This window comes from Lysobacter sp. Root983, from assembly GCF_001429345.1.
In the GTDB taxonomy this organism is placed as follows: Bacteria; Pseudomonadota; Gammaproteobacteria; order Xanthomonadales; family Xanthomonadaceae; genus Lysobacter.
In genome coordinates this window covers 1-19407 of the sequence record NZ_LMJO01000016.1, presented here as the reverse complement: position 1 = coordinate 19407, position 19407 = coordinate 1, and the positions used below count along the sequence as shown (strand labels likewise).

Sequence of the window (19407 nt, the reverse complement as noted above, 5' to 3'; positions counted from 1 at the left end):
GATGACGCTACGCCGCCTCGCCCCGATCCTCGCGCTGTCGCTGCTGGCCGTCGCGCTCGCGGGCTGCAATAAGCCGGCGCCGGCGCCCCAGTCCGCCGCCGCGCCCGAGGCGCCCAAGGCCGCCGCCGCGCCCGGGGCGCCTGAGGTGCCCGAGGCGCCCAAGCCCGCCGCGGCGCCGGCCGCGCCCTCGCAGGTGCCGGACTTGAAGCTGGCGACCCTGGACAACGGCCCGTTCGACCTGGCCGCGCATCGCGGCAAGTGGGTGGTGGTGAATTTCTGGGCCACCTGGTGCGCGCCCTGTCTGAAGGAAATGCCCGAGCTGTCGGCGATGGACGCGATGCGCGAGCACATCGAGGTGATCGGCCTGGCCTACGAGGAAATCGAGCCGGCCGACATGCGCGCGTTCCTGAAGACGCATCCGGTGGTCTACCCGATCGCGATCGTCGACACCTACGACCCGCCCAAGGCCTTCGACACGCCGCGCGGCCTGCCGATGACCTATCTGATCGGGCCGGACGGCAAGATCGCCGACAAATTCCTCGGCCCGGTGACCGCGGCCATGATCGAGGGCGCGATCGCCAAGGCCGGCGGTCCCGCCGCGCCGGTGGAGGCCAAGCCGGGCCAGTCGTGAGCGCGGCGCGCTACTACGTCAGCGGCAAGGTTCAGGGCGTGTGGTTCCGCGCCAGCGCGCGCGAGCAGGCGCTGGCGCTGGACCTGCGCGGCTACGCGCGCAACCTCGCCGACGGCCGCGTCGAAGTACTTGCGGCCGGCGATGCGGCGGCGCTGGCGCGCTTAGAAATCTGGTTGCGACGCGGGCCGGTCAATGCGCGCGTGGATGCGTTGGCGCGCGAGGATGCGGATGGGGCCGAGGCGGGCGAGGGCTTCGTTTGCAGCTGAGCGTCTTGCTCGTTTGCGTGTCTCTTCGATCCCCCGATTCCCTCCGGCCGTCATTCCTACGAAAACCGGCTCCGCCTTCGCGGGAATGACGGCGAAAGCATGCGACTGACGCGGTTCCAGCTGTGCTGTTCGCCTGCGTGCCGACTCAAGCCGGCCCAGGCGCGAGCATCAACCGCCCATTGCGCCACTCGCGCTGCTCGCTCGCATATCCGCGCCGCTGCAGATAATCGAAGATCGAGCGCACCGTCACCACCGGATACTCGCCCGACAATCGCGTGCCGACCGGGTGGTCGGTGAAGGCGGCGTTGGCCGAGAACAGACCGCCGAGCACGCGTTTGGAATAGGGGATGTGGATGCGGTCGGGGCGGAAGCCGTCGCGTTGCGCCCAGGCGTAGGCCGCGCGGCGATCGTCGACGGCGATGCCGTCCGGCGCGTTCGCGGCCAGCAGTTCCAGCACCCAGGCGGTGGAATTCTGATAATCGCCGCTGCCGGGACGCGCGATCAGGCTGTAATGCGGCTGATGCAGGCTGCGCCGCGGCAGCGCGCGCAGGTGCGCGGCCAGGCGCTGCGCCTGCGCGGCTTGCAGCCAGACGATGCGCGCGTCCTGGTTGACCAGATCGTCGCTGAAGAAATTGACCAAGCCTTGGGCGTAGAGGTGCGAGCGGTCGCTGCCGCATTCGTTGAGCAGATGGACCGCGGTCCAGCGCCCGTTCGGGTGATCGCGCACGACGAAGCCGACGTGGCTGTAGACCAGCCCTTGCGCCGACAGATCGGTGCCGACGCGCGCGATCAGGGCCACCGGCGCGTCGCGTTCGTCCAAAGCCTCGGCCACGCGCAGGGCGGTGGCTGCAGCCGCGGCGACCTTGTCCGCCGACACCGTCTGCGCATCGCAGCGTGTGCCGGCCTCGGCGCGCGGCGCGGCGGCGATTGCCAGCGTCAGCGCGATGGCCAGGACGTAGGCGCTCCAGCCCGACAGTAATCCGGTGCGCACGCGCGAGACCTCGTTCAGCCGATGCGGCGGCTGTGCAGCAGGGGGCGCGTGCGTTCGTTCGGCACGAAGCACAAGGCCCGGCCGGCCGCGCTGATCAGCCAGCCGGTGGCGAGCGCGCTGACCTGTACGGCCTGACCGACGTGCAGGCCCAGTTCCTTGGCCGCCTCGGCCGACACATAGACCACGAAGGAGGCGCCGACGCCCACGGCCGAAACCGTGATCGCCACGCCCTGGGCGCTGGCGCCGATGCCGGCGACCGCGAACTTGGCGCCTTCCGACAAGGCCAGCGAAACCGCGGCCGGCACCTCCACCGACGCGGCCAGGCTGGCCTCGGACTGCCGGCTGGCGCCGTCGGACTGCGCGGCCGCAAACGCCGGCATCCCTGCCAGCAGACCGATCGCGGCCGAAACGGCCAAGACGAGGGGGAAACACCTGCGGGCTGCGAACCGGTGTGGAGCGGACCTGCGCATCGTGTTTGCTCGTCTGGGCCTGGGGCCACGCTGGAACGCGCTCACGCCGATTTCAACGGGTATCGGCGAGGTGGCTCCCGTAGTGCCGTCGGGTAGCGTATTTTTATACCCATGGCCCTGTCCCTAGAACTCGTTGACGCCCTCAAGCGCTTCCTGCGCGCGCAGGACCTCACCTACCGCGATCTCGCGACCCGCCTCAAGCTCAGCGAGGCGGCGGTCAAACGCATGTTCTCCAAGCGCGCGATGAGCCTGGAGCGGCTGGAGCAGATCTGCGACGTGCTCGACGTCGGCCTAGCCGATCTCAGCGCCGAGGCCGCGCGCGGGCGCAAGGTCATGGCCGAGCTCAGCGAGGCGCAGGAGCAGGCCCTGGTCGACGAGCCGGCGCTGTTGCTGGCGCTGTTTCTGACCTTGAACCGCTGGAAGCAATCGGACGTGCAGGAACACTTCCTGTTCGACGACGCGCAGTGGACCCGGCTGCTGGTGCGTCTGGACCGGCTGGGCATCATCGAGCTGATGCCGGGCAATCGCGGCCGTCCGCTGACCTCGCGCAATTTCCGCTGGCGCGCCGACGGCCCGATGGAGCGCTATTTCCGCTTGAACCTGCTCGGCGACTTTTTCGCCGACCCCTTCGACGGCGAGCAGGACGTGCTGCTGCTGCTCAGCGGCAGCCTCAGCATCGCCGGCATCCGTCAGCTCAAGCAGCGCCTGGGCGAGGTCGCGCGCGAGTTCGACGCGCTGCTGGCGCGCGACGCCGCCCTGAGCGCCCAGGAGCGCGTCGGCGTAAGCCTGGTGCTGGCGCAGAAGCCGTGGCTGCTGCAGCTGTTCCAGCCGTATCGGCGTTCTCAGGCGGGGTAGGCGCTGCGGTGAACGCCAGGGCGGGTTCTTCGGTAAAGCGATCGCGGCTTACGCCGCTCCCACAGACGCCGCCTCGAGCTTTCTGTGGGAGCGGCGTAAGCCGCGATCGTCATTCCGAACGACCGCGCACCCTTATTTCTTCTTGTTCGCGATCGGCTTGAGCGCCCCGTAGCGCTCCTTCTTCGGCTTGCCCGGCAGCGGCGGGAATTCCAGCGTGCTTTCGGGCAGCTTGTGCTCCGGCGCGCGCGACAGCAGATCGCGGATCAGGGTCAGCCGGCCCTGGCGCTGATCGTTGAAGTCGACCAGGGTCCAGGGCGCGTGCTTGCTGTGGGTGGCGGCCAGCATGGCTTCGCGTGCGCGGGTGTAGTCGTCGTAATGCTTGCGCGCCTCGACGTCGATAGGCGACAGCTTCCAGCGTTTGAGCGGGTCGGCCAGGCGTTCGGCGAAGCGCTCTTCCTGCTCGGCCTGGTCGCAGCACAGCCAGTATTTGAACAGCACGATGCCGTCGTCGGTGAGCAGCTTCTCGAACGCCGGCGCCTGCTTGAGGAAGGCGGCGACCTGCTCGGGCTTGGCGAAGCCCATGACCTGCTCGACACCGGCGCGGTTGTACCAGCTGCGGTCGAACAGCACGATCTCGCCGGCCGCGGGCAGGTGCGGCACGTAGCGCTGGAAATACCACTGGGTGCTTTCGCGGTCGTTGGGCTTGGGCAGGGCGACCACGTGGCACTGGCGCGGATTGAGGTATTCGGTGATGGCGTTGATCGCGCCGCCCTTGCCGGCGGTGTCGCGGCCTTCGAACAGAATCACCACGCGGCGGCCGCTGTGCTGGACCCAGCGGGCGACGTCGGCCAGGTCCAGTTGCAGCGCTTCGAGCTGGGCCTCGTAGTCCTTGCGCTTGAGCTTGCTCATCGCTTGGCCTTCTTCTTGGCCGGCGCGCGCGGGGCGCGGTTGCGCTTGGTGCCGGCCATCGCGGTCGCCACTTCCAGTAAGGCGCCCTGCTGGGTGGTGTTGAGCGCGCGGTAGGCGGCCAGCAGATCGTGTTCGCCCTGGGTGCGGGCCGGGTCGAAGGTGCTAGCCAGCTCCGACAGCAGCGCGCCGGCGGGAACGCCGAAGGTACGCGCGAGCGCGTCGAGCTGGTCCTTGCCGGGCAGCTTCTCGCCCTGCAGCCAGGCGCTGACGGTGGCCACGCCGGCGCGCGGAATGGCGGTGGCGATGTCGGCGGCGTTCATGCCGCGGGCCTTGGCGAGCAGTCGCAAGGTGGTACCTAGCGGCATGGCGATCACTCCTTGTGAGCGGGTTCGAGCAAACGGGGGCGCAGCGTGGCCAGGTTGCAGGGCCGGGTGCGGGCGTCGAGCTGGGCGCGGATGATCTTGTCCCAGGCGGTGCGGCAGGCCGAGGTCGAGCCGGGCAGGCAGAACACGAAGGTGCCGTTGGCCAAGCCGGCGAACGCGCGTGACTGCAGGGTCGAGGTGCCGATCTCCTCGAAGCTCAGCGCGCGGAACAGTTCGCCGAAACCGGGCATTTCCTTGTCCAGCAGGGGCAGCAGCGCCTCGGGCGTGGAGTCGCGGCCGGTGAAGCCGGTGCCGCCGGTGACCAGCACGCCGTCGACGTCGCGGTCGGCGATCCACTGCGACACCGCGGCGCGCAATCGGTAGCGGTCATCGGGCAGCAGCTGGCGTTCGCTGAGGCGGTGCCCGGCCTCGCTCAGCGCTTGCACCAGGTAGTCGCCGGAGCTGTCTTCGGCCAGGGTGCGCGAGTCCGACACGGTCAGCACGCACAGTCGCAAGGGGATGAAATCGCGTTCTGCGGTCATGGCGCGCAGCCTGGGCTGGGGGCTGAAAAAAAGCAAATCCCGATGGGCCATTTGTGGGGGGCGTGACGTTGCAAAAGCAAATCCCCCTCAATCCCCCTTTTTCAAAGGGGGAAGGCCAGCGGGGTGCACGGGAGAGGGCCAGCGGGGGCAAGGGCGCGGGCCAGCATGGTGCAGATGCCGATCGATGCCAGTTGTTCCCCCCTTTGAAAAAGGGGGGCTAGGGGGGATTTGCTTTACGCCTTACCCGTGCACCGAAAACGCCGCCGGCGCCAAGCCCTGCCGATGCCGCTGCGCCATCGCCACCACCGCGGCGGCGAAGTCGGCGGCGTAGGCGTTCATGTCGAACAGCCCGCTGTCGGCGCGCCGCTGCGCAAGCTCGGCACGCAGCGCGGCCAGCGCCGCCGGGTCGCGGCCCAGCGCGACCGCGCGCGCGACGAAGGCCTCGTCGCTGTCGACGTTCAGCGACGCCAGGCCGAGGTGATGGTTGAGGCTGCCGGCCACGCGCGCGGCGAAGGTCACGCCGGGCCGGGTCAGCACCGGGCAACCCGCCCACAGCGCGTCGGAGGCGGTGGTGTGGGCGTTGTAGGGCTCGGTGTCAAGGAACAGGTCGGCATGGCGCAGGCGCGCCAGATACTCCGCGTGCGGCTGCTTGGGCATGAACACCAGCCGCTGCGGCGCGACGTCCTGCGTCTGTGCGTACGCGCGCAGGCGCGCGTCGGCCTCGCCCGGGCCCGACAGCAGCCACAGCACGCTACCCGGCAGCGCGCGCAGCACCGCCAGCGCGCGCGCCATGCTGCGCGGGTTGAGCTTGTAACTGTTGTTGAAGCAGGCGAACACCGTGCCGGTCTCGGGCAGGCCGCAGTCGGCGCGCGACGGCGGCGCCAGGAGCGCGCGCGCGGTGTCGGAGGGCTGGAAACAGCGCGGCAGCCAGGCCACGGCTTCGCTGTAATGCGGCGCCATCCAGTCGGGCAGGGCGTAGCGGTCGGCCAGCACGTAGTCGATCCACGGCGCGCCCGAGCTGCCGGGGTAGGCCAGCCAGTTCACCTGCACTGGCGCCGGCCGCAGCGCCAAGGCTTCGGGCACGCCGCCGCCGCCCCAGCCGCGCAGGTCGAACAGCACTTCGATGCCGGCGCCGCGGATCGTCGCGGCGACCTGCGCGTGCGGACGTTGCGAAACATCGTGCAGCGCGTGCGCGGCGGCGTGCAGGCGCTGCCGCACTGGGCCGCCGTCGTCCGCGGTGAGCGCGAACAGATGGGTCTGTAGCGCGGTCTGCGCGCGCAGGGCCTCGAACAGGGCGACCGTGAGCAGGCCGGTCGGGTGCGCGCCGAAACCGTTGGACAGGAAGCCCACCCGCACCGGCGCGCCGTCGTCGGCGCGCGCGGCCACCGCGGGCAAGGGCCGCACGGCGCGAGCGATCTCGCTCGCGCGCAAACGCGCGCAGCGCAGTTGCTCGGCGGCGTCGGCGTCCTCGCTGAGGAAGGCAAAGGGTTCCACCGCCGCGCGCCCGGCCGCGACCGCGTCGCGCACCTGGCGGGACAGCGCATCGAGATCGCGCCAATCGCAGAGCCGGCGCCGCCAGGCCAGCAGATAGGCCGCCAGCTGCGGTTCGTCGGGGGCGAGCGCATGCGCGCGCGCATAGGCTTGCGAAGCGGCTTCGGCTTCGCCGGTGTCTTCCAGCGCATGCCCCAGCCAGACCGCGATGCCGGGGTGGTCGGGCGCGTTGCGCGCGGCCTCGCGCAGGTAGGCCACCGCGTCCTCGCGCCGGCCCAGCATCCATTGCGCGCGACCCAGACGCGCCAGCGCTTCGGGGTGGCCCGGGCGCAAGTCGAGTGCGCGCTGCGCGGCGTTCGCGCCCGCGTTGGCGTCGCCGGCGTCGAGCTCGTGTTCGGCCAGCACGATCCAGGCGATCGCGTCGCTTGGATTGCGCTGCAGGGCCAGGCGCAGCTCGACGCGCGGATCGTTCAAGGCAATGGCCGGGTCAGGCCGCGCTCAGCGGCAGGTGGTAGCGCAAGGTGCCGTCGTAGCGGTGCCAACCGCTGGCGTCGTACAGGGCCTGCGCGGTCGCGTTGTCGGGATCGGTCTCCAGCTCCAGCCGGACCGCGCCATCGGTGCGCGCGAACTCGGCGGCGGCGTTCAGCAGCGCCTGGGCGACGCCGCGGCGGCGCGCATCGGCTTCCACGAACAGATCGTTGAGCACCCAGACGCGCGCGGCGCGCACCGAGGAAAAGCTGGGATAGAGCTGGGTGAAACCGGCCGGCGCGCCGTCGAGTTCGGCCAGGAACACCACCGACTCCTCGCGCTGCAGGCGCTGGGCGATGAAGGCGCGCGAGACCGCTGCGTCGTAGCGCTGGGTGTAGAAGTGCCGATAGCGGTCGAACAGCGGCGCCAGGGCGTCGAGGTCGTCGAGGTAGGCGCGGCGGACGGTGACGGGCATGGGCGGCACTCTTGGTAGAGGGGGCGTGGCCCGATTATGGCGCCGGCCCACGTGTGCGGCGATAGCCCACCCACGTGCATTCTGTGGGAGCGGCGTGAGCCGCGATCGAAATACTGCGCAGCCTGCGCCGCCAATGGCCGCCCCGCGATCGCGGCTCACGCCGCTGCCACAGGCAGCCGGCAGCGATCAGCCGTCGGTCAACCGCGCCAATTCGTCGGCCTGATGCTCCTGCATCAAGCGCGCGACCAGCGCGTCCAGCTCGCCGGCGACCACGTTGGGCAGGTCGTACAGGGTCAGGCCTTCGACGCGGTGATCGGTGATGCGGCCCTGCGGGAAGTTGTAGGTGCGGATGCGCTGGCTGCGGTCGCCGCTGCCGACCTGGAGCTTGCGGGTCTCGGCCTGCGCGGCCGCGGCCTTGGCGATCTGCGCTTCGGCCAGCATCGCCTTCAAGCGCTTCATCGCCTTGTCGCGGTTGGCGTGCTGACTGCGCTCGGTCTGGCTTTCCACCACGATCCCGCTGGGCGCGTGGGTGATGCGGATCGCCGAATCGGTTTTGTTGACGTGCTGGCCGCCGGCGCCGGAAGAGCGGAAGGTGTCGATGCGCAGATCGGCGGGATTGATCTCGATCGGCTCGCCCTCGGGCTCGACCGGAATGATCGCCACCGTCGCCGCCGAGGTGTGGATGCGGCCCTGCGATTCGGTTTCGGGCACGCGCTGCACGCGGTGGGTGCCGGATTCGAACTTCAGCCGCGAGTAGGCGCCGCGGCCTTCGACGCGGGCGATGATTTCCTTGTAGCCGCCGTGCTCGCCCGCGCTGGAGGATTCGATCTCGACTTTCCAGCCCTGGCGCTCGGCGTAGCGCGCGTACATGCGGAACAGATCGCCGGCGAAAATCGCGGCCTCGTCGCCGCCGGTGCCGGCGCGCACTTCCAGATACAGGTCGCCCTCGTCGCGCGGATCCTTGGGGATCAGGTGCGCGAGCAGTTCCGCGTCCAGGCTCAGCAGACGTTCGCGCGCGGCGGCGATCTCTTCTTCCGCCAGTTCGCGCAGTTCCGGGTCGGCGCGCATGGCCTCGGCCGCGGCCAGGTCGGCCTTGGCGCGGCTTTCCGCGGCCAGCGCGGTCGCCACCGGCTCCAACTGCGAGAACTCGCGCGACAGCTTGCGGAAGCGGTCGGTATCGCCGATCACGGATGGATCGGCGAGCAGGCGCTCCAGCTCCTCGCGACGTTCGGCGAGGGCTTCCAGCTTGCGGCGCAGGGTAGGGGTCATAAGAGCCGGGATTCGGGAGACGGGATTCGGGATTGGCAAAAGCGGGCGACGCGTAGGGGCGTCGCTAGGCTTCGCGGTCCGAATCCGCATCCGATGCGGCATCGCCCGGCTGCTCGGGGAACAGCTTGTCGGCGGCGCGCGCGAGTTCGGCGTTGCCGCTCAGCGCCGCTTCGCGCAGGGCGATGGTGGGCGCGTGCAGCAAGCGATTGGTCAGGGTGTGGGCGAGGAAGTTCAGCACCTCGGCCGGGTCCTGTCCGGCCTCGAGCTGTTGGCGCGCCTTGGCCAGCACTTCCGCGCGCGCGGCCTCGCCGTGCGCGCGCAGGCGCTTGAGCGGGGCGGTGCGGGTGCTCGCGGCCATAGTCTCGACGAAGCGCGCGACCTGCAGGTCGACGATGGCCTCGGCCTCGGTCGCGGCTTCGCGGCGGCTGCGCCGGTTGTCTTCGATCGCGCGTTCCAGATCGTCGACGGTGTACAGGAAGGTGTCCTTGAGCTCGGCCACGTCGGGCGCGATGTCGCGCGGCACCGCCAGGTCCAGCAGCAGCATCGGCCGATGCTTGCGCGTGGCCAGCGCGGCGGCGACCTGCGGCCGGCGCAGGATCGGTTCGCGGCTGGCGGTGGCCGACAGCACGATGTCGGCTTCGCCGAGGTGGCGGTCGAGTTCCGACAAGGGCAGGGCCACGCCGCCGTGGCGCGTGGCCAGGTCCTGGGCGTGGCTGAGGGTGCGGTTGGCGATCAGCAGGCGCTTGGCCTTGGCCTGGACCAGATGGCGCGCGGCCAGTTCGATGGTCTCGCCGGCGCCGATCAGCAGCACGGTCGAGTCCTCTAGACGGGCGAAGGACTCCTGCGCCAGCCGCACCGCGGCCGAGGCCACCGAGACCGGGTTGGCGCCGATGCGGGTGTCGGTGCGCGCGCGCTTGGCGGTCGAGAACGCCTGCTGGAACAGACGATCGAGTTGGCTGCCGAGGCTGCCGGCGCTGCGCGCGGTGGCCCAGGCGTCCTTGACCTGGCCGAGGATCTGCGGCTCGCCCAGCACCAGCGAGTCCAGGCCGGTCGCGACCCGGAACAGATGGCGCACGGCTTCGGCGTCGCGATGGCGATACAGGTAGGCGTGCAGATCGCCCATGTCGTCCGGATGGGTGGCCAGCCAGTCGGCCAGCGCGCGGCCGTCGTCGTCGGCGACCGCGTACAGCTCGGTGCGGTTGCAGGTCGACAGCAGCGCCACCTCGCTCACCTGCGGCAGCGCGCGCAGCGCGTCCAGCGCAGCCGGCACGTCCTGCGCCGAGAACGCGACGCGCTCACGCAGGCTGACCGGCGCGGTCTGGTGGTTGATGCCTAGGACGAACAAGCTCATCGGAACGCGAGGCGTCCAGGGACAGGGGCCGACGGCGGTCGACGGGGCGAAGTGGGAGACATCCGTTCAGGTGCTTGCGATAAGCTGCGGGCTGCTGAAGGCCGCCATTCTACCGGCCCTGTGGGTTTCGACGGATTCTGATGAGTTCGATGTCGATGGATTCGATGGGTTCGATTCACTCCGTCTCAAGCCGCCGCGCCCCGGCGCGCGCGCTGAGCCTGCTCGCCGGCACCGTCCTGACGGTCCTGCTGGCCCCCGCGTTCGCGGCGCCCACGGCCAAATCGGCCGCGGCCGTGTCCGCCGACGCCTCGGCCGCCACCAGCGCGGCCCTGGAGCCGCTGCTGACCGGCGAGTTCGCGCTCCAGGCCGGCAAGCTCAAGGAGGCCGCGACCGCCTACGCCGCCGCCGCCCGCGCCGCCAAGGACAAGGAACTGGCCGCGCGCGCGACCGACATCGCGATCGTGGCCAAGGAAGACAAGCTGGCCGGCGAATCGCTGGCGCTGTGGCGCGAGCTGGGCGGCGAGGGCGCGCCCCTGCTGGCCTCGCAGGCGATCCTGGCCCTGCGCGGCGGCGACGAACGCGCCGCCCTGCGCGACCTGGACCGCCTGATGCTGGCCGACGACACCGGCTGGCGACGCGTGCTGGGCGTGCTCTCGACCGGCTCCAAGGACCCGCAGCAGGCCGCGCGCCTGCTGGAAAAGCTGATCGACGGCAGCCAGATGCCCAAGGACCTGATGGCCTGGGTCGCGTTCGGCCTGTACGCCCAGCGCCTGGACCAGCCCAAGCTGACCGAGCGCATCGTGGCCGAGGTGGTGGAGCGTTTCCCCGGCAATCCGCGGGTGAGCCTGCTGCGCGCCAGCCAGCTGCGCGAGGACGGCAAGCAGGACGAGGCCCGCAAGGTGCTGGAGTCGATCGCCGCTCAGGCCGACACCGACCCGCAGATGCGCGGCCTGATCGCCCAGGAATACGACTCCCTCGGCGACCTGCCGGCGGCCGCCGCGATCCTGGGCCGCGGCCCGCAGGACGACCAGACCTACGCTCTGCGCGCCTCGCTGATGGCGCGCGCCGAGGACAAGCCCACCCTCACCAAGCTCTACGACGAACTGCGCCGCAACGCCGCCAAACCCGAACCGGGCCGGCGCCTGCTGCTGGGCCAGATCGCCGAATTCCTGGAGCGCAACGACGAGGCCCTGGATTGGTACCGCGGCGTGCCCGGCGGCCCGCAGCGCTGGGTCGCCAAGCTGCGCGCGGCCAACGTGCTGCACGAACTCAAGCGCGCCGACGAGGCCTACGCGGCCCTGCGCGCGCTGCAGTCCGACGCCTCGGCCGAGGACGACACTCGCCGCGACGCCTACCTGCTGGAGGCCGCGCTGCGCGCCGAGGACAAGAACGAGGCCGGCGAGCTGGACGCCTTCGCGCGCGGCCTGGCCGCGTTCCCGGACGAGCCGGAAGTGCTGTACGCGCGCGCCCTGAGCTATGAGCGCCGCGACGACATCCCGCGCGCCGAGGCCGATTTCCGCCGCATCCTGGTCGCCGAGCCGGACAGCGTGGCCGCGCTCAACGCGCTGGGCTACACCCTGGCCGACCGCACCACGCGCTTTCAGGAAGCGTTGGAGCTGATCCAGCGCGCGCGCACCGCCGAGCCCGACAACGCCGCCATCATCGACAGCTACGGCTGGGTGCTCTATCGCCTGGGCCGGAATCAGGAAGCCCTGGTGGAACTGCGCCGTGCCCTGACCCTGCAGAAGGATCCGGAGATCGCCTCGCACCTGGGCGAAGTGCTGTGGGCGGTGGGCAAGAAGGACGAGGCGCGCAAGTATTTCGAGCAGGCGCGCAAGCTGGATCCCGAGAACCGCGCTCTTAAGCGCGCGCTGGAAAAGACCGGCGCATGAAGGCGCGCGCGCTGACCGTGGCGGCCCTGGCCGCAGTGCTGAGCGCGTGCGCGGGGCAGGCCGTGCGCGGTCCTGCCCCGCCGCCTGTGGCGCCCGCCGCCGCCGAGGCCGCCCAATCCGCGCGCGAGAGCGAATTGCGCGCTCAGACCGGGTGGTCCCTGAGCGGCCGCATCGCGCTCAGCAACGGCCGCAACGGCGGCTTCGGGCGGATCGAATGGCGGCAGGACGGCGATCGCTACGAAGTCGCGCTCAGTGCCCCGGTGACCCGGCAGAGCTGGCGTTTGAGCGGCGATATCGCCGGCGCGCGCCTGGAAGGTTTGGAAGGCGGTACCCGCAGCGGCCCCGACGCCGCCGCGCTGCTGCGCGAGGCCACGGGCTGGGAGATTCCGGTCGCGGCCCTGAGCGATTGGGTGCGCGGCCTGCGTGCCACAGGACAGGGGCCGGCGAGCGTGCGTTACGGCGCAGATGGCCGCCCGGCTCGAATCGAGCAAGGCGGCTGGGGCATCGACTACCGTTGGCCCCCAGCCGATGGCGCGGGCGGCCCGGCGTTGCCGTCGCGGTTGGATGCGGTGCGCGGCGAGGCCAAGGTCAAAGTCATCGTGGATGAGTGGCAGACGGCCACGCCTGCGCCAGTGCCCATGGCCGCGGTGCAGACACCTTGGGTGCCGATCGACAATTCGATGGCGGCGCAACTGCGCAAGGAGTTGGCGGGACTCAATCTCGACGATCCCGCTGCGGACATGTTGGCCAATGTCGAACGCGGCGATCTGGGCGCGATCGGTATCTGCGGTTTTAGCTGCGACACGCCAGGGCTTGCGCATGACGCGCCTGGGGTGCGTGGCGGGCGCAATCTCGCCGGCACCAGCGACATGATCCAGGGTGCCGAGCATATGAAGCTGATGAACCAGGCCAGCGCTTATGCGCTCGCCTACAACCGCGCGTTGGGCGATTGGCTGCGGCGTCACCCGACCGGTTCACGCGCCCCGAAAGGCCAATAAGCGGCCGCGCCGCGCGATCCGCCGACCATGTCCGCCGCCCCCCCCGAACACCCCTGGTCCCTCTGGCCCGCCCCGGCCAAGCTGAACCTGTTCCTGCGCATCACGGGCCGCCGCGCCGACGGCTACCACCTGCTGCAGACCGTGTTCCGTCTCCTGGATTGGGGAGATTCGATTCGCCTGCGCGTGCGCGACGACGGCCGCATCGTGCGCCACGGTGCCTCGGTCGCGGGCGTATCGGAAGATCAGGACCTCACCGTCCGTGCGGCGAAGTTGCTGCAAGAAGCTGCTAACGTCGCTAAAGGTGTGGATATCGTCATCGAAAAGCGCATCCCGGCCGGCGGCGGTTTCGGCGGCGGTTCGTCCGATGCGGCGACCGTGCTGGTCGCCCTGGACGCGCTTTGGGGCACCGCTGTGGGCGTGGATCGCCTGGCCGAGCTGGGTCTGAGGCTGGGCGCGGACGTGCCGGTGTTCGTGCGTGGCGACAACGCCTGGGCCGAAGGGGTTGGCGAGGCGCTGTCGCCGATCGCCCTGGCGCCGGCCTGGTACCTGCTGGTCGACCCTGGTGTGCACGCGCCGACCGCGGCCTTATTCCAATCGGCTGAATTGACGCGGGATGCCGCGCCCGCGACAATATCGGACTTCGTTTCGGGTATGCCGCTCGGGAATGCGTTCGAGCCGGTTCTGCGCCTGCGCGAGCCGGCTGTGGACGCCGCGTTCGTCGCCTTGTCGCGAGTCGGTTCGCCGCGTCTGACCGGCTCCGGCAGCGGCTGTTTCGTCGAATTCGCCACGCGCGAATCCGCCGAATCGGCGCTGGCGGCGCTGCCTTCCGGCCTTCGGGCCTGGACGGCGGCCGGCGTCGCACGGTCTCCGTTGCACGCCGTACTCGAAACACACCTTATGCAGGGGCGTCGCCAAGAGGCCCAAGGCACCAGGTTTTGATCCTGGCATCCGTAGGTTCGAATCCTACCGCCCCTGCCAGTAACAACGGTTTTTGAATAGGCCCGATCCGGCCCAGACCTCCGGATCGGACATGGACGTCGCCCGCCACGGTCAGAGCGAAGCGGAGAAGACAAAGTGCAGAACGATCGCAGCCTGCTGGTATTCAGCGGCAACGCCAACCGCCCGCTCGCCTTGGCTGTATGCAAGGAACTCGGCATCCGTCTCGGCAAGGCGCTGGTCGGTCGGTTCTCCGACGGCGAAGTCCAGGTCGAGATCGAAGAGAACGTGCGCCGCCAGGAGGTGTTCGTCATTCAGCCGACGAACGCGCCTACGGCCGAGAATTTCATGGAACTGCTGGTGCTGATCGACGCGCTCAAGCGCGCATCGGTGACCAGCGTGACCGCGGTGGTGCCGTACTTCGGTTACGCCCGCCAGGATCGCCGCATGCGTTCCTCGCGCGTGCCGATCACGGCCAAGGTCGCGGCCAAGATGTTCGGCGCGGTCGGCGCCGACCGGGTGCTCACGGTCGATCTGCATGCGGATCAGATCCAGGGCTTCTTCGACATCCCGGTCGACAACGTCTACGCCTCGCCGCTGCTGCTGGCCGATATCTGGCGCGCGCACGGCACCGACAACATGGTGGTGGTGTCTCCCGACGTGGGCGGCGTGGTCCGCGCCCGCGCGATCGCCAAGCGCCTCGACGACGCCGACCTGGCGATCATCGACAAGCGCCGTCCGCGCGCCAACGTCTCCACGGTGATGAACATCATCGGCGACGTGGCGGGCAAGACCTGCGTGCTGGTCGACGATATCGTCGACACCGCCGGCACCCTGTGCGCGGCCGCGGCCGCGCTCAAGGCGCAGGGCGCGACCAAGGTGGTCGCGTACTGCACCCATCCGGTGCTGTCGGGCGCGGCGATCGACAATGTGACCCGTTCGCAGCTGGACGAGCTGGTGGTGACCGACACCATCCCGCTCACCGACGCGGCCCGGGCCTGCGGCCGCATCCGCCAGCTCAGCGTGGCCGAGCTGCTGGCCGAGACCATCCGCCGCATCGCCTTCGGCGAGTCGGTGAGTTCGCTGTACGTGGATTGACGAAAGCGGACCGACGAAATCCGCGTTTCCGGCCCGGCTGGGAACGCAACACCGCTCACCTGGTCGCGGGTGAGCGTTCTTTACCGCCGCGAGGCGGTTCAACGCAGTAAATGTGAGTAAACGAAAATGTCCGAACACATCATCAAGGCCACTGGCCGCAACGTCGAGGGTAAGGGTGCGAGCCGCCGCCTGCGTCGTGCCGCCAGCATCCCGGCCATCATCTACGGCGGCAAGGCCGCTCCGCAGCCGGTCCAGCTGGACCACGAGAAGGTCTGGCTGGCCAGCCAGAACGAGTGGTTCTACTCCTCGATCCTGACCCTGGACGTCGACGGCAAGTCCGAGAGCGTGCTGCTGCGCGATATGCAGCGCCACCCGTTCAAGCAGATCATCATGCACCTGGACTTCCAGCGCGTGGATGAGAACCAGGCGATCCGCGTCGCCGTGCCGCTGCACTTCCTCAACGAGGACAAGTCGCCGGCCGGCAAGTCGGCCGACGTCGTGGTCACCCACGAGCTCAACGAAGTCGAAGTCAGCTGCTTGCCGAAGGACCTGCCGGAGTTCCTGGAAATCGACCTGTCCGCGCTGTCGGTCGGCGATATCGTCCACCTGTCCGAGATCAAGCTGCCCAAGGGCGTCGAGATCCCCGAGCTGAAGCTGGGCAAGGAACACGATGTCGCCATCGTGATCGCCAAGCACGGCAAGGAAGAAGTCGAGGAGCCGACCGAGGCTCCGGCCGAAGTCCCGGCGGCCAAGGTCGCCAAGAAGGACGACGACAAGAAGTGATCGCCTGCCGGCGCGCCCTGACCGGCGCGCCGGTTCGCGTTCGCGGACTGTACTGATCCATGGCGGGACTGCGCCTGATCGTCGGCCTGGGCAATCCCGGCGCCGAATACACCCGGACCCGGCACAATGCCGGGTTCTGGTTTGTGGACGCCGTGAACGAGAAGTTCGGCGGCCGCTTCGGTCTGGAGTCCAAGCTGTTCGGCGAGACCTCCAAGGTCGAGATCGGCGGGCGTCCGGTCTGGCTGCTCAAGCCGGCCACGTTCATGAATCTGTCCGGCAAGTCCGTGACCGCGGCGCTGCGCTACTGGAAGATCGAGCCCGAAGAGGCGCTGCTGGCGCACGACGAGCTGGACCTGGCGGCGGGCACCGCGCGGCTCAAGTTCGACGGCGGCCACGGCGGCCAGAACGGCCTGCGCGACACCATCAAGCTGCTCGGGCACGGCAAGTTCCACCGCCTGCGCGTGGGCATCGGCCATCCCGGCCACAAGGACAAGGTCACCCCGTGGGTGCTGGGGCGTCCCGGCCGCGACGACGAGGCCTCGATCCTGCGCTCCATCGACGACGCCATCGACGTGCTGCCGCTGGCGGTGCAGGGCGACGTCAACGAGGCGATGAAGCGGCTGCATACGAGCCGAGATTAGGGATTGGGGATTAGGGATTCGTAAGGCCTTGGCCTTTGCGAATCCCTAATCCCGAATCACGAATCCCGGATTGAACGCCATGGGCATCAAATGCGGCATCGTCGGCCTGCCTAACGTCGGCAAGTCGACCCTATTCAACGCCCTGACCAAGGCCGGTATCGCCGCGGCCAACTTCCCGTTCTGCACCATCGAGCCCAATGTGGGCGCGGTGCCGGTGCCGGATCCGCGCCTGAACGCGCTGGCCGAGATCGTCAAGCCGCAGAAGCTGATCCCGACCGCGGTCGAGTTCGTCGACATCGCCGGCCTGGTCGCCGGCGCGGCCAGCGGCCAGGGCCTGGGCAACAAGTTCCTGGCCCACATCCGCGAGGTCGACGCGATCACCCACGTGGTGCGCTGCTTCGAGAATCCGGACGTGATCCACGTCAACAACAAGGTCGATCCGATCGCCGATATCGAGACCATCGATACCGAGCTGGCCCTGGCCGACCTGGAATCGGTGGAAAAGGCCCTGCAGCGCGCCGAGCGCAGCGCCAAAACCGGCGACAAGGAAGCCAAGCTCCGCGCCGAAGTCCTGGGCCGGGTCCGCGCTGGCCTCGACGCCGGCCAGCCCGCGCGCGCGCTGGGCCTGTCCGAGGACGACGTGGCCCAGGTCCGCGATCTGTTCCTGCTGACCCTGAAGCCGGTCATGTACGTGGCCAACGTGCTCGAGGACGGCTTCGAGAACAACCCGCATCTGGACGCCGTGCGTGCCCGCGCGGCCGGCGAGGGCGCCCAGGTGGTGCCGATCTCGGCCGCGATCGAGGAGGAACTCAGCCAGCTCGAGGACGCCGACCGCGACGCCTTCCTGGCCGACCTGGGCCTGGCCGAGCCGGGCCTGAACCGCCTGATCCGCGCCGGCTACGCCCTGCTGGGCCTGCAGACCTATTTCACCGCCGGCGTGAAGGAAGTCCGGGCCTGGACCGTCAAGGCCGGCTCGACTGCCCCGCAAGCCGCGGCGGTGATCCATACCGACTTCGAGAAGGGCTTCATCCGCGCCGAGACCATCGGCTACGACGATTTCATCAAGTACAAGGGCGAAGCCGGCGCCCGCGACGCCGGCCGCCTGCGCCTGGAAGGCAAGGAATACCGGGTCCAGGAAGGCGACGTGCTGCACTTCCGTTTCAACGTTTGAGGCTCGGAACGGGCCGAGCCGCGCGCTCCGGAAAAAAATCTGCGAAACTTGTGTCCGGACACGTTGACTTCCTCCGTTTCGAGCGCCAGAATTGCGGGCTCTTTTGGAGGGATACCCAAGCGGCCAACGGGGGCAGACTGTAAATCTGCTGGCTTACGCCTTCGGTGGTTCGAATCCACCTCCCTCCACCAGTTAGTTCCAACGCTGTAGCGGTTTTCGGCGCGGGAGTAGTTCAATGGTAGAACCTCAGCCTTCCAAGCTGATGGTGCGGGTTCGATCCCCGTCTCCCGCTCCATTGATTCTGCTCCAGGCGACACCATTACAGCGGTAGAAAAGTTTCACGCTCACGTAGCTCAGTCGGTAGAGCACCTCCTTGGTAAGGAGGAGGTCGAAGGTTCGATTCCTTTCGTGAGCACCATCCAAGCAGTACGTCAAACGCAGCAAGCCACCTAAAGAAACCAAGCGAGAAGCGAGTCATGGCCAAGGGTAAATTCGAGCGCACCAAGCCGCACGTGAACGTGGGCACCATCGGCCACGTGGACCACGGCAAGACCACGCTGACCGCAGCGCTGACCAAGGTGNGCAACTTCCCGCGCAACATCTGGTACTTCTCGCCATCATGGCTAAGGGTAAATTCGAGCGCACCAAGCCGCACGTGAACGTGGGCACCATCGGCCACGTGGACCACGGCAAGACCACGCTGACCGCAGCGCTGACCAAGGTGGGCGCGGAGCGTTTCGGCGGCGAGTTCAAGGCGTACGACGCGATCGACGCGGCGCCGGAAGAGAAGGCGCGCGGCATCACGATTTCGACGGCGCACGTCGAGTACGAATCGGCGAACCGCCACTACGCGCACGTGGATTGCCCGGGCCACGCCGACTACGTGAAGAACATGATCACGGGTGCGGCGCAGATGGACGGCGCGATTCTGGTGTGCTCGGCCGCTGACGGCCCGATGCCGCAGACCCGCGAGCACATCCTGCTGTCGCGTCAGGTCGGCGTGCCGTACATCGTCGTGTTCCTGAACAAGGCCGACATGGTGGACGACGCCGAGCTGCTCGAGCTGGTCGAGATGGAAGTTCGCGAGCTGCTGACCAAGTACGAGTTCCCGGGCGACGACACCCCGATCATCCACGGTTCGGCCCGTCTGGCGCTGGAAGGCGACCAGTCGGAGATCGGCGTGCCGTCGATCCTGCGTCTGGTGGAYGCGCTGGAYACGTTCATYCCGCAGCCGGAGCGCGCGATCGACAAGCCGTTCCTGATGCCGGTGGAAGACGTGTTCTCGATCTCGGGCCGCGGCACCGTGGTGACCGGTCGTATCGAGCGCGGCATCATCAAGGTGGGCGACGAAATCGAAATCGTCGGTATCCGTCCGACCCAGAAGACCACGGTCACGGGCGTCGAGATGTTCCGCAAGCTGCTGGACCAGGGTCAGGCGGGCGACAACGCCGGTCTGCTGCTGCGCGGCACCAAGCGTGACGACGTCGAGCGCGGCCAGGTGCTGGCCAAGCCGGGTTCGATCACCCCGCACACCGAGTTCGAAGCCGAAGTCTACGTGCTGTCGAAGGACGAAGGCGGCCGTCACACCCCGTTCTTCAAGGGTTACCGTCCGCAGTTCTACTTCCGCACGACCGACATCACCGGCGCGGTGACGCTGCCGGACGGCGTGGAGATGGTCATGCCGGGCGACAACATCAAGATGGTCGTGTCGCTGATCAACCCGGTGGCGATGGACGACGGCCTGCGCTTCGCGATCCGCGAAGGCGGTCGTACGGTCGGCGCCGGCGTGGTGGCGAAGATCATCAAGT

At 69.1% G+C, this 19407-nt stretch carries 20 protein-coding genes and 4 tRNA genes; 15 read left to right on the top strand and 9 right to left on the bottom strand.

From position 1 onward, the window contains the following. Nucleotide 1: 1 nt before the first annotated feature. Nucleotides 2-631 carry a TlpA disulfide reductase family protein gene (locus tag ASE43_RS12370; protein WP_057161116.1) on the top strand — a complete coding sequence of 210 codons (630 nt, stop codon included), beginning with the start codon at nt 2-4 and terminating at the stop codon, nt 629-631. Then, nucleotides 628-897 (top strand): acylphosphatase, encoded by a 270-nt coding sequence (locus ASE43_RS12365; RefSeq protein ID WP_057160688.1) that lies wholly within the window; start codon nt 628-630, stop codon nt 895-897. The genes ASE43_RS12370 and ASE43_RS12365 overlap by 4 nt, the downstream gene beginning before the upstream one ends. A gap of 145 nt (nt 898-1042) precedes the next feature. Here the strand turns inward: ASE43_RS12365 and ASE43_RS12360 are convergent, their stop codons facing one another. After that, on the bottom strand, nt 1043-1888 hold the full coding sequence (locus ASE43_RS12360; protein WP_057160687.1) for a DUF2145 domain-containing protein: 846 nt from the start codon (nt 1886-1888) through the stop codon (nt 1043-1045). 14 nt (nt 1889-1902) lie between these two features. After that, nucleotides 1903-2304, bottom strand: coding sequence for a hypothetical protein (locus ASE43_RS21855; RefSeq protein ID WP_157499906.1), 402 nt, complete (start codon nt 2302-2304; stop codon nt 1903-1905). Nucleotides 2305-2469: 165 nt separating this feature from the next. On the opposite strand from ASE43_RS21855, the gene ASE43_RS12350 reads away from it, so the two are divergent. Continuing rightward, the gene (locus ASE43_RS12350; protein WP_056183278.1) at nt 2470-3213 is read left to right on the top strand and encodes a helix-turn-helix transcriptional regulator; all 744 of its coding nucleotides are present in this window, start codon (nt 2470-2472) and stop codon (nt 3211-3213) included. Between the two features lie 132 nt (nt 3214-3345). On the opposite strand, the gene ppk2 is transcribed toward ASE43_RS12350, so the two are convergent. The 7 genes from ppk2 to hemA all read right to left on the bottom strand — a co-directional run bounded on the left by ppk2 (nt 3346) and on the right by hemA (nt 10080). Next, the gene (gene ppk2, locus ASE43_RS12345) at nt 3346-4122 is read right to left on the bottom strand and encodes a polyphosphate kinase 2 (protein ID WP_056183275.1); all 777 of its coding nucleotides are present in this window, start codon (nt 4120-4122) and stop codon (nt 3346-3348) included. Continuing rightward, the gene (locus tag ASE43_RS12340) at nt 4119-4487 is read right to left on the bottom strand and encodes a helix-turn-helix domain-containing protein (RefSeq protein ID WP_057160685.1); all 369 of its coding nucleotides are present in this window, start codon (nt 4485-4487) and stop codon (nt 4119-4121) included. The genes ppk2 and ASE43_RS12340 overlap by 4 nt, the downstream gene beginning before the upstream one ends. A gap of 5 nt (nt 4488-4492) precedes the next feature. After that, nucleotides 4493-5026 carry a molybdenum cofactor biosynthesis protein B gene (moaB, locus tag ASE43_RS12335; protein ID WP_056183268.1) on the bottom strand — a complete coding sequence of 178 codons (534 nt, stop codon included), beginning with the start codon at nt 5024-5026 and terminating at the stop codon, nt 4493-4495. A gap of 240 nt (nt 5027-5266) precedes the next feature. Beyond that, entirely contained in the window at nt 5267-6997 is a 1731-nt protein-coding gene (locus tag ASE43_RS12330) for a tetratricopeptide repeat protein (RefSeq protein ID WP_057160684.1), read from the bottom strand. 7 nt (nt 6998-7004) lie between these two features. Then, complete coding sequence (locus ASE43_RS12325) at nt 7005-7460, bottom strand: GNAT family N-acetyltransferase (RefSeq protein WP_057160683.1); 456 nt, start codon at nt 7458-7460, stop codon at nt 7005-7007. A gap of 186 nt (nt 7461-7646) precedes the next feature. Further along, nucleotides 7647-8729: a peptide chain release factor 1 gene (gene prfA, locus ASE43_RS12320; RefSeq protein WP_057160682.1), complete on the bottom strand. Its 1083-nt coding sequence runs from the start codon at nt 8727-8729 to the stop codon at nt 7647-7649. A gap of 64 nt (nt 8730-8793) precedes the next feature. Beyond that, nucleotides 8794-10080 (bottom strand): glutamyl-tRNA reductase, encoded by a 1287-nt coding sequence (hemA, locus tag ASE43_RS12315; protein WP_057160681.1) that lies wholly within the window; start codon nt 10078-10080, stop codon nt 8794-8796. A gap of 164 nt (nt 10081-10244) precedes the next feature. Between hemA and ASE43_RS12310 the strand changes: the two genes are divergently transcribed. From ASE43_RS12310 to tuf, 12 genes are all read left to right on the top strand, one after another. Then, complete coding sequence (locus ASE43_RS12310) at nt 10245-11972, top strand: tetratricopeptide repeat protein (RefSeq protein WP_057161115.1); 1728 nt, start codon at nt 10245-10247, stop codon at nt 11970-11972. Continuing rightward, nucleotides 11969-12970: a lipoprotein insertase outer membrane protein LolB gene (gene lolB / locus ASE43_RS21305; protein WP_082607261.1), complete on the top strand. Its 1002-nt coding sequence runs from the start codon at nt 11969-11971 to the stop codon at nt 12968-12970. Before ASE43_RS12310 ends, lolB begins: the two co-directional genes overlap by 4 nt. 27 nt (nt 12971-12997) lie before the next feature. After that, nucleotides 12998-13909 carry a 4-(cytidine 5'-diphospho)-2-C-methyl-D-erythritol kinase gene (gene ispE / locus ASE43_RS12300; RefSeq protein ID WP_057161114.1) on the top strand — a complete coding sequence of 304 codons (912 nt, stop codon included), beginning with the start codon at nt 12998-13000 and terminating at the stop codon, nt 13907-13909. Beyond that, nucleotides 13872-13948 (top strand) — tRNA-Gln (locus ASE43_RS12295). The genes ispE and ASE43_RS12295 overlap by 38 nt, the downstream gene beginning before the upstream one ends. 96 nt (nt 13949-14044) lie before the next feature. Continuing rightward, nucleotides 14045-15004 carry a ribose-phosphate diphosphokinase gene (locus ASE43_RS12290; RefSeq protein WP_056183252.1) on the top strand — a complete coding sequence of 320 codons (960 nt, stop codon included), beginning with the start codon at nt 14045-14047 and terminating at the stop codon, nt 15002-15004. Nucleotides 15005-15130: 126 nt separating this feature from the next. Beyond that, on the top strand, nt 15131-15787 hold the full coding sequence (locus ASE43_RS12285) for a 50S ribosomal protein L25/general stress protein Ctc (protein ID WP_056183248.1): 657 nt from the start codon (nt 15131-15133) through the stop codon (nt 15785-15787). 59 nt (nt 15788-15846) lie between these two features. After that, nucleotides 15847-16428, top strand: a complete 582-nt coding sequence (gene pth, locus ASE43_RS12280; protein WP_056183245.1) for an aminoacyl-tRNA hydrolase — start codon at nt 15847-15849, stop codon at nt 16426-16428. 79 nt (nt 16429-16507) lie between these two features. Beyond that, nucleotides 16508-17599: a redox-regulated ATPase YchF gene (gene ychF, locus ASE43_RS12275; RefSeq protein ID WP_056183241.1), complete on the top strand. Its 1092-nt coding sequence runs from the start codon at nt 16508-16510 to the stop codon at nt 17597-17599. 105 nt (nt 17600-17704) lie between these two features. Next, nucleotides 17705-17790 (top strand) — tRNA-Tyr (locus tag ASE43_RS12270). A 30-nt stretch (nt 17791-17820) separates the two neighbouring features. After that, nucleotides 17821-17894 (top strand) — tRNA-Gly (locus ASE43_RS12265). Nucleotides 17895-17941: 47 nt separating this feature from the next. Then, a tRNA-Thr gene (locus tag ASE43_RS12260) sits at nt 17942-18017 on the top strand. A 201-nt stretch (nt 18018-18218) separates the two neighbouring features. Continuing rightward, nucleotides 18219-19407 (top strand): elongation factor Tu (gene tuf / locus ASE43_RS12250; protein ID WP_057161113.1); only part of this gene is annotated, 1189 nt, incomplete at its 3' end.